This is a genomic window from Novispirillum itersonii, from assembly GCF_014205675.1.
Lineage (GTDB): Bacteria > Pseudomonadota > Alphaproteobacteria > Rhodospirillales > Rhodospirillaceae > Novispirillum > Novispirillum itersonii_A.
The window spans coordinates 345236-357982 of the sequence record NZ_JACIIX010000003.1 but is presented as its reverse complement, the minus strand read 5'-3'; the positions used below and the strand labels follow the sequence as shown (position 1 = coordinate 357982).

9 protein-coding genes are annotated in these 12747 nt (G+C 62.9%); all 9 read right to left on the bottom strand.

Going from position 1 to position 12747, the window contains the following annotated elements; translation table 11 throughout:
- Positions 1-250 precede the first annotated feature (250 nt).
- Positions 251-1669, bottom strand: a complete 1419-nt coding sequence (locus FHS48_RS06645) for an MATE family efflux transporter (protein WP_260402369.1) — start codon at positions 1667-1669, stop codon at positions 251-253.
- A 231-nt stretch (positions 1670-1900) separates the two neighbouring features.
- Positions 1901-2314, bottom strand: a complete 414-nt coding sequence (irrA, locus tag FHS48_RS06640) for an iron response transcriptional regulator IrrA (protein ID WP_019644924.1) — start codon at positions 2312-2314, stop codon at positions 1901-1903.
- Between the two features lie 263 nt (positions 2315-2577).
- Entirely contained in the window at positions 2578-3978 is a 1401-nt protein-coding gene (locus tag FHS48_RS06635; protein ID WP_184262581.1) for an NAD(P)H-dependent flavin oxidoreductase, read from the bottom strand.
- A 317-nt stretch (positions 3979-4295) separates the two neighbouring features.
- On the bottom strand, positions 4296-5048 hold the full coding sequence (locus tag FHS48_RS06630) for a glycerophosphodiester phosphodiesterase family protein (RefSeq protein WP_184262579.1): 753 nt from the start codon (positions 5046-5048) through the stop codon (positions 4296-4298).
- 205 nt (positions 5049-5253) lie between these two features.
- Entirely contained in the window at positions 5254-7380 is a 2127-nt protein-coding gene (gene pnp, locus FHS48_RS06625) for a polyribonucleotide nucleotidyltransferase (RefSeq protein WP_184262577.1), read from the bottom strand.
- Between the two features lie 331 nt (positions 7381-7711).
- A complete protein-coding gene (rpsO, locus tag FHS48_RS06620; RefSeq protein WP_184262575.1) occupies positions 7712-7981 on the bottom strand; it encodes a 30S ribosomal protein S15 in 270 nt (89 codons plus the stop codon).
- Between the two features lie 26 nt (positions 7982-8007).
- Positions 8008-8934 (bottom strand): tRNA pseudouridine(55) synthase TruB, encoded by a 927-nt coding sequence (gene truB / locus FHS48_RS06615; protein ID WP_184262572.1) that lies wholly within the window; start codon positions 8932-8934, stop codon positions 8008-8010.
- Positions 8924-9376, bottom strand: a complete 453-nt coding sequence (gene rbfA / locus FHS48_RS06610) for a 30S ribosome-binding factor RbfA (RefSeq protein WP_184262570.1) — start codon at positions 9374-9376, stop codon at positions 8924-8926. Before rbfA ends, truB begins: the two co-directional genes overlap by 11 nt.
- 204 nt (positions 9377-9580) lie before the next feature.
- Positions 9581-12736, bottom strand: a complete 3156-nt coding sequence (gene infB / locus FHS48_RS06605; protein WP_184262568.1) for a translation initiation factor IF-2 — start codon at positions 12734-12736, stop codon at positions 9581-9583.
- Between the last annotated feature and the right edge of the window lie 11 nt (positions 12737-12747).

Below are 12747 nucleotides of genomic sequence, written 5' to 3'. Positions count from 1 at the left end.
ATACTCAGGTTCCAGCCATTCGTCCGGCCAGATACCCACGTATCCCTTCCCTCTCTTCACTTGTCTAACAGCGGCGCCACCAAGGTGACTTCCAAACTCCGCTTCCCACCAGCTCTTCGCTGCGGCCCGCGTCGTCGGGAGGCGCTTTATAGGTCCGCGCAGCACAACCGTCAAACACTATTTTCAAGAAAATGACTCTTTTCTGAAGGATCCGGGCGGCAGGGCATCTCTCTGCCGCCCGGACGGTCAATCATCCTTGCCGGTATGGCGTCAGCAGTCCCAGCCGATCCCGCCACGACCAACGCACCAGCATCATCACCGCAACGGAGCCAAGGCCAACCGCAAGGCCGACCCAGATACCCGCACCGCCCATTCCGCCCCGGAACGCCAGCCAGGCCCCGACCGGCAGGCCGATCACCCAATAGCCGACGGCGGCAATCAACATGGGAATGGTCGCGTCCTTCAGTCCCCGCAGGACACCGGATGCCAGACACTGAACGCCGTCAACAATCTGGAAAATCCCGGCAATCCCCAAAAACACGGCGGCATGCCGGGCCACTGCCACCTTGTCTTCGGTAATTTCCCCCAGAAACAGCTCAACGATCAGCGACGGCATCGTCACAAACAGAAGCGCCGTACAGCTCATGAAAACCACACCAAGCCCAATCGCCACCCATCCGGCGCGGGCCACACCAATCATATCCCCCCGTCCGGCTGCCAACCCGACCCGGACCACGGCCGCCTGCGACAGACCGACCGGCACCATGAACGTCAGCGAGGCCATCTGAATAGCGATGGAGTGTGCTGCAAGCTCATCCTTCCCGATCAACCCCATCAGCATGACGGCGACGTTGAAGACCAGCATCTCGAAGGCCAAAGTGATGATGATCGGCCCGGCCAGCTTCGCCAGTTCCCGCAGGCGCGGCCAATCGGCCCGCCAGAAGCGGCCAAGAATGTAAAACCGGCGCAGATGCCGGTCGCGCAGGATGTAGGCCAGCAGTGTCAGGGCCATGAAGACGCTGCTGATCAGTGTCGCCAGAGCCGACCCCTGAAGGCCAAGCGCCGGAAAGCCAAAGTGACCGAACACCAGCAGCCAGTTGAGGAGGATGTTCAGCCCGATCGCCAGAATCGTCACCAACATCGGCGGATGCGCCCGTTCCAGCGCCGCACAGAACGACCGCAGGACCATAAAGATCCAGATCGGCAGCATGCCCCATTGCAGAACATGAACAAACCGCGCGGCTTCCGCCGCCAAATCCGGTGCCTGACCGATCCGCAGCAGAATGGCTTCGGCCTGCCACAGCACGACCCAGACCGGAATCACCGTGAAGACGCAGATCCACAAGGCCTGACGCACCGTGCGGCGGACATCCCGGACCGCATGGCGGGACCGGCCAAGGGTCTGTGCCAGCATGGCTGAGGTGGCAATCCCCAACCCCAGACCAACCACAAAGGCGGCGATATACAGGTTTGTCCCCAAGGCCGCCGCCGCCAGAGCCTGTGGCCCAACCCGGCCGATGAACAGCACATCCGTGGCATTCATCATCACCTGCGCCAGACTGGTCAGCACCAGCGGCCAGCCCAGCAGCAGCATCGCCCGCGTTTCTTCCCACCAGCTGTTTCCGCCGGTGTGGTGATGGTCGCCCCGTGTTCCGAGGCTTGTCGTCATATCCATTGCTTCACCTTGATACCGTACCGCTTAAGGCCGATACCCTCTTGAATGTGCTTAAAACCATCCAATCCGTGGGCTTCCCGCGCCGGAAGCCCCTTAAATGCAACAGCCGCTATCCCGTCTCCGGAATAGCGGCGCAGATTGGACATATTCAGAATGTGTGAAGCAAAGACGGGGCGTCAACCCCTTGTCGGCTCAGCCTGAGACTAAGCCAAACTTATGACCTGCTCAGCCCTCGACGCGGACGATCACATCAACGCGGCGGATCCGGTGCCCGGCCGGAGCATCGGGCAGGCGGTCGAGATGGACCTGTTCCGACGGAATATCTTCCAGACGGCCCGATCCTTCAAAGAAAAAATGATGGTGGGTGGAGGTGTTGGTATCGAAATAGGACCGCCCGGCATCAACCACAATTTCCCGCAGCAGACCGGCATCGGTAAACTGATGCAGCGTATTATAGACGGTCGCCAGCGACACCCGCACATTCTGCTCCATCGCTTCCGTGTGCAGCTGTTCCGCCGAGACATGACGGTCGCCATGATCGAACAGAATCTTCGCCAGAGACAACCGCTGCCGGGTCGGGCGCAGGCCGCTGGCACGCAGACGGTCAACAAGGCTGAGAGTGGGGCGCATCATGTTCATGGCAAGCCGAGTCCTTATGCGGTCCGACCGGTCTTCCGGTGTTCCTGACGCCACCGAGCCGGGGCGCAGACAAACGTTCAGCGCTTGGCGGCGCGCCATCATCCGGCGGCAGCCATGAGCAGTGAAGACGGGGAGCAGAATGAAAAAGGGGTGATGGTGCGTTGTTAGGCGCACCATCACCCCAATTTGGAATCATTGCATTGAGCTAGATCAAGACCGCCCGCAAAGCCACTTTTTCCGTGGGGGATGCGGGCGGAACCAAATCACTCGCCGGTCAGAATCCGGTCAACCAGCTGCTTCACGGTCGGGATAAAGCCATTGGCGTAGAACGGGTCATCGGCAAACCGATAGGCATTATGCCCGGCAAACATCAGCTCGTGCTCCGGATCGGCCCCATGGGCGATATCCTGCAAGGTCTTCTGAATACAGAAGCTGCGCGGGTCGGCGGTGCGTCCGGTGCTGAAGCCTTCGCCATGCTGCGACCAGTTGGAGAATGCGCAGGCGGACAGGCAACCCATGCAGTTTTTCTGGTCGGTCAGGATGGTGCGGGCATCCTCTTCCGTCACAAAGATCATCGTCTCGTCCGGGGTCCGCATGCCCTGGGTGCGACCTTCGGCGATCCAGCCGGTGACGCGGGCCTTGTCCGCCGGAGAAACGAAAATTTCGCGGCCCCGCGCCCCGACGGCGACGGAGTCGCTCAGGTCTGCCGTGGCCTCACGGCTATAGGTCACCTGATGCGCGGTCCGGTCTTCCAGACCCCGCAGGAAAGTGTTCCGGACCGCCGAGGAATAGAAGCCGGTCGGACTGAACTGATGCAGAGAGATATCCCCCTTGGACAGGGTCAGCAGACGGCGCTTCCACTCTGCGGAAATCGGGCTTTCCTGCGTCAGCAGCGGGCGGGTCCCGAACTGGAAGGCAATCGGGCCCAGCTCCGGATTATCAATCCAGTCGGCCCAGTCCTTCAGGCACCACACGCCACCGGCCATAAAGATCGGCACCTCAGGAGCGCCCAGCTCCCGCATCATGGTGCGCAGTTCGCGCACACGCGGCATCGGATCCTGCGGCTGACGCGGGTCTTCGACGTTGGACAGGCCGTTATGACCACCGGCCAGCCACGGATCTTCGTACACCACGCCGCCCAGCCATTCCGGCATCTTGTGGTAGCTGCGCTTCCACAGGGCGCGGAACGCGCGGGCCGAAGACACGATCGGATAATACCAGACCTTATAGCGGGCGGCGATCTCCGCCACCTTGTACGGCATGCCCGCCCCGCAGGTGACACCGTGAATCAGGCCCGGCGCGCCTTCCAGCGCCCCTTCCAGAACCCGTTCAGCGCCGCCCATTTCCCACAGGACGTTGATGTGGATCCGCCCCTGACCATTGGAGGTTTCATGGGCAATCTTCGCCTGCGCCACCGCGCCGCGGATGCCCATCTCCACCAGTTCTTCATGGCGTTCAGCCCGGGTTTTGCCTTTGTAGGCCACCGGGATGGTATTGCCATTCTCATCATAGAAGTCCGGGTTCACCCCGGAGAAGGTGCCGACAGCCCCTGCTGCGGCAAAAGCCCCGGCGCTGAGACCGGTGGAAACGGCAACGCCCTTGCCCCCTTCGACAATGGGGTGCACTTCCCGGCCAGAAATGACCACGGGATTGATGGCTTTCACAGCATGTACTCCCTCGTTTCGAACACCTTACGGCGCCCAGGGGCCTTCGCGGTCCCAATTATGTGATGGCTGCACCTGTCGGAGTCGCCCCCGGGCGGGGCAATGACAGACCAGCCGGTGAGGTTCGCCCATGGCCACATGCCGTGGACGCCAGACAGTGTTATCCCCCCTTCAGCCGTGCTTGTCGATGATGTTTTATGCCTAGGGAAGATGACAAAAACGGCCACAGACCCATGATCCGCAGCCGTTTTTTACGCTTTTGCCGCAGGGTTTCCGCAGCAGGGAATGATAACACCCTGATAGTGAAGGGTTACCCGTCAGGCGAGGCCATCACCGCCGGCAATCAGCAGGGCCGGGTTATCGGTGATGATCGCCGCAGCCCCCCACGACCGCAGCTGTTTGGCACGGGCAACATCATTGACCGTCCACACCGCCAGCTCCCGGCCACTGGCCAGAACCCGGCGCACATCCGCCTCCGTCAGGTCTTTGGTGCCCAGATGGGCCGCCTGCACATCCAGCGCCACCGCCAGATCGTCCCAATCCTCGGACAGTTTTTCATCCAGCCAGGCCCGGGGCCAGTCACGGGCCAGATCACGGGCCACTTCCATGCTGGTGCGGGAGAAGCTGGACAGCACCGGCGGCGGCAGATGCGACGGCCAGGCCGCCCGTGCCACGTCAATGCACACTTTGGCGGTTTCCGCTTCCCGCCCCGGACACGGTTTGATTTCCAGATTCACCGCCAACGAGAGTTCGGCCAGAACATCGATCAGCTCTTCCAGAGTCGGCACCGGCTCGCCCTTGAAGTCCGGGGAGAACCACGATCCGGCATCAAGAGCACTCACCGCCTCGAACAGGGTCTGCTCCATCGGGCCACTGCCATCGGTGGTGCGGTCCAGCAGTTCATCGTGCAGGACCATCGCCCGGCCATCAGCAGTCAGCTTAATGTCCACTTCGACCATTTTCGCACCGTCAGCGGCGGCACGGCGCACCGAGACCAGTGTATTTTCCGGGGCCACAGCCTTGGCCCCACGGTGACCAACCACCCAGAACGGATACAGCTTCGATGACATGAGGCAGAGAGTCCTTGCAGGAGCCAGAGACAGTCAGGCGCAGCCAAAAATGCGCCAATCCGGCAAGAACCCTACTCCTCCCCAGAGAATCGGAAAAGCGCGTTTTTGTGTCTTTCCGTTCGGTTTCAGCGGCTGAAAATGCAGAGGCCCCCGCCGTTTCCGGCGGGGGCCTGCAATCATCCGGTCATCCGATAAACGGTAAGGCTCAGACCTCTTCCGAATCCCCGACCTTTTCCTTGCCGGTGGCCTGATCAACCTGCTTCATCGACAGCTTGATCTTGCCGCGGTCATCGAAGCCGATGCACTTCACCCAGACGTTATCGCCCTGGTTGACGTGGTCAGACGGCTTGGTGCCCCGCTTTTCCGACATTTCGGAGATGTGGACCAGACCGTCGCGCTTCCCGAGGAAGTTCACGAAGGCGCCGAAGTCCATCAGCTTCACGACCTTGCCCTGATAGATCTCGCCGATTTCCGGTTCAGCGACGATGCCCTTAATCCAGTTGACGGCCTTCTGGGCAGCTTCGTTGTCCACGGCGGCAACCTTGATGGTGCCATCGTCTTCGATGTCGATCTTGGTGCCGGTCTGTTCGGTGATCTCACGGATCACCTTACCACCGGAGCCGATGACGTCACGGATCTTGGACGGATCGATCTTCAGGGTGGTGATGCGCGGAGCGGTCGAGGACACTTCGGTCCGGGCGGAACCCAGAGCCTGAGACATTTCGCCCAAAATGTGCAGACGGCCATCCTTGGCCTGCCGCAGGGCGATGTCCATGATCTCCTTGGTGATCGAGGTGATCTTGATGTCCATCTGAAGGCTGGTCACGCCACGCTCGGTGCCGGCAACCTTGAAGTCCATGTCGCCGAGGTGATCTTCGTCGCCGAGAATGTCGGACAGGACGGCGAACTTCTCGCCTTCCTTGATCAGGCCCATGGCGATCCCGGCCACCGGACGGGTCAGCGGCACACCGGCATCCATCAGCGCCAGCGAGGTGCCGCAGACGGTCGCCATCGAGGAAGAACCGTTGGATTCGGTGATTTCCGACACCACGCGGATGGTGTACGGGAAGGCATCCTTAGCCGGCAGCAGCGGATGCACCGCACGCCACGCCAGCTTGCCATGGCCGATTTCACGGCGGCCCGGAGACCCCATGCGACCGGCTTCACCGACCGAGTACGGCGGGAAGTTGTAGTGCAGCATGAAGTTTTCGCGGTATTCGCCTTCCAGCGCGTCGATGATCTGCTCATCCTGACCGGTGCCGAGGGTGGCAACGACCATCGCCTGGGTTTCCCCACGGGTGAACAGGGCCGAACCATGGGTGCGCGGCAGCACACCGACATAGGATTCGATGGCACGGACGGTCTTGGTGTCACGGCCATCGATCCGCAGGCCGGTGCTCAGGATGTTGGAACGGACGACATCCGCTTCCAGATGCTTGAACACTTCCCCGGCCAGCGCCAGCGCGGCGGTGTTTTCCGGATCCAGCGAGGCCAGAGCCTTCTGCTTGACGGCGGCGACGGCATTCTGACGCTCGGTCTTGGCAGCGATCTTGTAGGCCGCTTCCAGCTCGGCGCGGAACGCTTCGAACGCCTGCTCGACCACGGCCTTTTCCGGGGCCGGAGCGGACAGCTCGCGCGGTTCCTTGGCGCACATCTCAGCCAGATCGATGATCGCGTTGATCACCTGCTGATAGGCTTCGTGACCGAAGGTCACCGCACCCAGCATCTGCTCTTCGGTCAGTTCCTGCGCTTCGGATTCGACCATCAGCACGCCTTCCGAGGTCCCGGCGACCACGAGGTCGAGGACGGAGGACTTGTGCTGGTCCGAGGTCGGGTTCAGCACATACTGACCATCGACATGGGCGACGCGGGCCGCGCCGATCGGGCCGAGGAACGGCAGGCCGGAAATGGTCAGGGCGGCGGAGGCCCCGATCATGGCGACGATGTCCGGATCGTTTTCCAGATCGTGCGACAGAACGGTGGCAACCACCTGAGTTTCGCACTTGTAGTTATCATGGAACAGCGGACGGATCGGACGGTCGATCAGGCGGGAAACCAGAGTTTCCTTTTCCGACGGACGGCCTTCACGCTTGAAGAACCCGCCCGGGATCTTGCCCGCAGCGAAGGTCTTTTCCTGATAGTTGACGGTCAGCGGGAAGAAGTCCTGACCCGGCTTCGGGGACTTGGCGCCGACAGCGGTACACAGGACGGTGGTTTCCCCGTAAGACACCAGAACGGCCCCATCGGCCTGACGGGCGACGCGACCGGTTTCCAGAACCAGCTTGCGGCCACCCCATTCGATTTCCTTACGGTACACCTTGAACATAGACATGTGTCTGTTTTCCTTACCAATTTTGACCGGCGCCTTGTGTTTGCCCCATCCGCCCGGATCCCGGTACCGCACCCCATGGCGCGATCCCGTCACTGGATCGGCGGACCGGACTGTCCGGTCGCGGTCTTTTCTCTTTGTAATAGTGCCTAATCTATACTCTGTTCCGCGCCATCTGGCGCTGAAAATCTGTCGCCGCCCGCAAATTCATCACAGCAGCGTCACACTGGGGGACGCCTGCGTGGAGGACGGTTTCCGGCCCGGCAGATGCGGTGCCGATTCCCCAAAAGGAAGGGGACGCCCGAAGGCGTCCCCGAAACCTTTAACCACAAGCTTACTTACGCAGGCCCAGACGCTCGATCAGGGTCTCGTAGCGCTTCTGGCTCTTCTTCTTCAGGTAATCAAGAAGGCTGCGACGCTGACCGACCATGATCAGCAGACCACGGCGGGAGTGGTTGTCCTTCTTGTGATCCTTGAAGTGTTCGGTCAGGTTGCGGATACGCTCGGACAGGATGGCAACCTGCACTTCCGGCGAACCGGTATCGCCTTCTTTGACGGCGTATTCCTTGATCAGTTCCTGCTTGCGGGCAGCGGTGATCGACATCGCAGACTCCTTTGGTCTTCGTAAGATTAGAGATTCATGACCCGCACGGACCGGATTTCCGGGCCGTGGAGCCGGGCAATCGCCACCAGCCGCTCTCCGTCCATCGCCCGCACCGTGGTGCCGTCAGCAAGATCAGAGAGCGCCAGACGGGCGGCAACCGGGGCATAGGCCACCGTCAGCCCGTTGGAGAGGCGGCGGGCTTCCGCTTCTGTCAAGGCCAGCGCCGGGATGTCGTCCAGCGCGGTCACAACAGGAAGCAGGAAATCCGCAGGGGCGGCACTATGGCGCACCGCATCCAGTTTATCCAGAGAAATCGAGGACGGCTCATCAAAGGGGCCGCAGGCCAGACGCCGCAGGGTGGCAACATGGCCGACCGTGCCCACCGCCCGCGACAGATCGCGGGCCAGAGACCGGACATAGGCCCCTTTCCCGGTCCGGACCCGGAACACCGCATGATCGGCATCGGGCATATCCTCCAGTTCAAACGACTCGATCAGAATCGTCCGCGCCTTCAGATCCACCTCTTCTCCGTCCCGCGCCAGATCGTAGGCGCGCTGGCCATCGACTTTGACCGCCGAATACTTCGGTGGAATCTGCTGGATTTCACCCAGGAACTGCGGAAGTGCCGCCAGAAGCTCCTCGCGGGTCGGCCGATGAGGGTGCGTCGCCGTCACCTCACCTTCCTTGTCATCGGTGGAGCGTTCTTCACCAAAACAGACCGTGAAGCGGTAGATCTTGCGACCATCCATCACATAGGGAACGGTCTTGGTCGCCTCTCCCAACGCCACCGGCAGAATGCCGGTCGCCAGCGGATCCAGCGTGCCGCCATGACCGGCCTTCTGGGCATTAAACGCCCGGCGGACCAACGTCACGACATGCGTCGAGGACATGCCCAGCGGCTTATCAACGGCCACCCAGCCGTGAACCGCCTCTCCGCGACGCTTACGCGTCATGGCGGTCCCCTTCCTCCTGACCGTCGGCGTCCTGATCGTCGCCATCCTCATCAGAAACAGCGGTATCCCGCATCACATCGGGACGGTGCAGCAGGGTGTCGATGCGGGCATATTCATCAAAGCTGGTATCGACCTGAAACGACAGACGGGGCAGATACTTCATCTCCACCGTCCGCGACAGTTCGTGCCGCAGATAGGACTGGGCCCGGGTCAGCGCATCGCGCAGCGCCTCTGCATTGCCCTGCCCGCCGAGAGGCGTGAAGAACACGGTGGCATTGCGCAGGTCAGGGCTGCACCGCACTTCGGTCACGGTGATCGGCGTTGCCGCCAGAACCGGATCCCGGAACTGCCCGCGCTCCAGCACCCAGGCCAAGGCATGGTGGATTTCTTCATTAACGCGCAGCTGGCGCTGCGTCGGGGCCTGATTGCTCGGACGGATCATGGCTATCCCCTTTATCCGTGCCGGACGCCCGGCCCGGCAGGCAGGCCCGTTATGACAGGCCGCAGCGGACACAGTTCCGGTTTCTCTCTGACACCACCGGCCTGCCCGGTCAGGGGCCTGCCACCGGCTTGCTATAAAACGGCTTGGGGCCGGAGCACCATCCGCACTGGATGGAAGCCCGGCCCCGCGCCTGTCTCACACACCTTAGAGTTCGGTGGCGATCTGCTCCATTTCGAAGCATTCGATCACATCGCCAACCTGAATGTCGCCATAGCTGGCCAGCGACATCCCGCATTCGAACCCTTCGCGGACTTCGCGGACATCGTCCTTGAAGCGCTTGAGCTGACCCAGATCGCCTTCGTGGATGACCACGTTGTCGCGCAGCAGGCGGACCTTGCAGCCGCGCTTGATGACGCCTTCGGTAACCATACACCCGGCCACCTTGCCGACCTTGGTGATGTTGAAGACTTCGCGGATCGCGGCATAGCCGATGAACTTTTCCTTGAAGGTCGGTTCCAGCATCCCGGTCAGGGCCCGCTTCATGTCCTCGGCCACATCGTAGATGATCGAGTAGTAGCGGATGTCGATGCCTTCGCGGCGGGCCATTTCGCGGGCCTGCGGGTTGGCACGGACGTTGAACCCGACGATCAGGGCGTCGGAAGCCTTGGCCAGCGTGACGTCGGATTCGTTGATCGCACCGACCGCAGAATGCAGCACCTTCACCTTGACGGCGTCGGTCCCGATCTTCTCCAGCGTTCCGATCAGCGCTTCCACCGAGCCCTGCACGTCGCCCTTGATGACGACCGGCAGTTCCTTGGCTTCGCCCGCCTGAATCTTGGCGAACATCTGCTCCATCGAACCACGGGCGGCCTTAACGGCGGCAGCCTCGCGTTCCTTCCGCTGACGGTAGGCCGCGACGTCACGCGCCTTGGCTTCGTCCTCGGTCACGATGAAGTCATCACCCGCTGCCGGAACGCCCTGGAGACCGATGATTTCCACCGGAGTCGCCGGACCGGCTTCCTCGACGCGGTTGCCCTTGTCGTCGATCATGGCGCGGACGCGGCCCCATTCCTTACCGGCGACGAACACGTCGCCGACACGCAGGGTACCACGGCGGACCAGAACGGTCGCCACCGAGCCACGGCCCTTTTCCATCTTCGCTTCGACGATGGTGCCTTCGGCAGCGCGGTCCGGGTTGGCCCGCAGTTCCAGAATTTCCGCCTGCAACAAAACGGCTTCTTCCAGCTTTTCGAGGTTCAGCCGCTGCTTGGCGGAGATTTCGATGCACTGGACGTCCCCGCCCATCTGCTCGACCACCACTTCGTGCTGCAACAGTTCCATGCGGACGCGTTCGGGGTTGGCCGCCGGCTTATCCATCTTGTTGACGGCGACGACAATCGGCACGCCCGCCGCCTTGGCATGGCGGATCGCTTCGATGGTCTGCGGCATGATGCCGTCGTCTGCCGCCACCACGAGGATGACGATGTCGGTGACGCGGGCTCCACGGGCACGCATCGCGGTGAACGCTTCGTGGCCCGGGGTGTCAATGAAGGTGATCTTCGCACCCGACCGCATGGTGACCTGATAAGCCCCAATGTGCTGGGTGATGCCACCGGCTTCCCCGGACACCACATCGGTGTGACGCAGGGCGTCAAGCAGCGAGGTCTTCCCGTGGTCGACGTGACCCATCACGGTCACCACCGGCGGACGCGACATCAGATCGACGTCGACATCAGCCCCGGTGTCGAGACCGATTTCGATATCCGCTTCGGAGATACGCTTCACTTCATGGCCGAATTCCTGAGCCACAAGTTCAGCGGTATCGGCGTCGATGGTGTGGTTGATGGTCGCCATCACCCCCAGCTTCATCAGCGCCTTGATCACGTTGCCGGAGCGTTCCGCCATACGGTTGGCCAGTTCCTGCACCGTAATGGTGTCGGGAACGACCACGTCACGCACGACCTTCTCCGGCGCCTTCTGCATCTGCTGTGCCTTGCGCTTTTCCTTCTGCGCGGCACGGCGGAGAGCGGCGACCGAACGGCCACGGGCGCTTTCCTCATCGCCCGACAGGGCGGCGGACACATTCAGCTTGCCCTGACGTTTCTGAACCGTGGCCGGAGTCCCCGGACCGGCGGTCCGCTTCGGAGCCACCTTGACGGCAGCCCGGTTGCGGCGCTGTTCTTCGGTGTCCTCGTCGCGGTCAACCTCGACACGGCGGGCGGCACCACGGTCATCACGCAGCGGATGCTCGTTCTTGGTCAGGGCCGGCGGGCCGAACTGATTCGCCCCGGCACCCGGAGCCCCCGTCGACGGACCACGCGGACCGGCACCGGCCGGACGGGCACCGTCACGGTTGAAGCCACCTTCACGCGGCGGACGCGGACCGGCACCCTGCCCATCGCGGGAGAACCCGCCCGGGCGGCCATCGCGCTGACCGTCACGCGGCGGACGGGCGGCACCATCACCACGCGGCTGACCATCGCGGCTGAAGCCACCTTCACGCGGCGGACGGGTATCGCGCTGACCATCACGGTCACGGTTGAAGCCCCCTTCGCGCGGAGCCCCGCCATCGCGGTTGAAGCCACCCTCACGCTGCGGACGCGCCTGGAACACGGCCGACTGGCCATCCCGGGGAGCGCCTTCACGACCCTGAGCCTCGCGCGGCGGGCGCGGCGGCAGAACCGCCGACTGACCATCGCGGGGCGGGCGCGGGCCGGAGCGGAACACCGCCGACTGACCATCGCTGGAGGTCCGGCCCATGCTGTGGCCGGAAGCACCGGAGCGCTGCGGTGTGCGATCAATCGCCCGCTGCTGGTCCGGGGCACGGAACACGGCGGCCTGCGCCGGGCGTTCCGGTTCAGCCGGACGGGCGGGCTGCGCCGGACGGGCCGCCTGCGGTGCCGGGGTAACCGGAGCAGCAGCCTGCGGCGCCGGAGCCGGCTCTGCCGGAGCAGCAGCCTCAGCCGCCGGGCCGTTCCGGCCGACGTCAGCATCAGCCGCTTTCCGGACCTCTGCCTCAGCAGTGGTGCGGTCAGCATCCTGACGGCGGCGCTGTTCATCCGCTTCCCGCTGGGCGTTCTGCAGGGCCTGCAGGCGGTGCATCCGCTCGTCGTCCAGCATCACCTTAGAGGAGGTGTCAGCCGGAGCGGCCGGGGCAGCGACAGTCTGCGAAGACCCTTCGACGCCATGGTGTTCGGAGCCGGGGCCAACAATGCGCTTCTTGCGGCGCTCGACCGCCACTTCCTTCTGCCGCCCATGCGAAAAGCTCTGGACGACCTTATCGGCCTCCACGCCCTTCTTCAGTTCCAGCTTTCCCCGCGGGGAAAGGCTAAGCGGCTTTTTTTCGTTCTCGTTCGACATGCGTCCCGGTC

Excerpts from the sequence above, each read along its gene's own strand:
- pnp (WP_184262577.1), bottom strand. The coding sequence starts at position 7,380 with ATGTCTATGTTCAAGGTGTACCGTAAGGAAATCGAATGGGGTGGCCGC.
- rpsO (WP_184262575.1), bottom strand. The coding sequence starts at position 7,981 with ATGTCGATCACCGCTGCCCGCAAGCAGGAACTGATCAAGGAATACGCC.
- FHS48_RS06645 (WP_260402369.1), bottom strand. The coding sequence starts at position 1,669 with ATGACGACAAGCCTCGGAACACGGGGCGACCATCACCACACCGGCGGA.
- rbfA (WP_184262570.1), bottom strand. The coding sequence starts at position 9,376 with ATGATCCGTCCGAGCAATCAGGCCCCGACGCAGCGCCAGCTGCGCGTT.
- irrA (WP_019644924.1), bottom strand. The coding sequence starts at position 2,314 with ATGAACATGATGCGCCCCACTCTCAGCCTTGTTGACCGTCTGCGTGCC.
- infB (WP_184262568.1), bottom strand. The coding sequence starts at position 12,736 with ATGTCGAACGAGAACGAAAAAAAGCCGCTTAGCCTTTCCCCGCGGGGA.
- FHS48_RS06630 (WP_184262579.1), bottom strand. The coding sequence starts at position 5,048 with ATGTCATCGAAGCTGTATCCGTTCTGGGTGGTTGGTCACCGTGGGGCC.
- truB (WP_184262572.1), bottom strand. The coding sequence starts at position 8,934 with ATGACGCGTAAGCGTCGCGGAGAGGCGGTTCACGGCTGGGTGGCCGTT.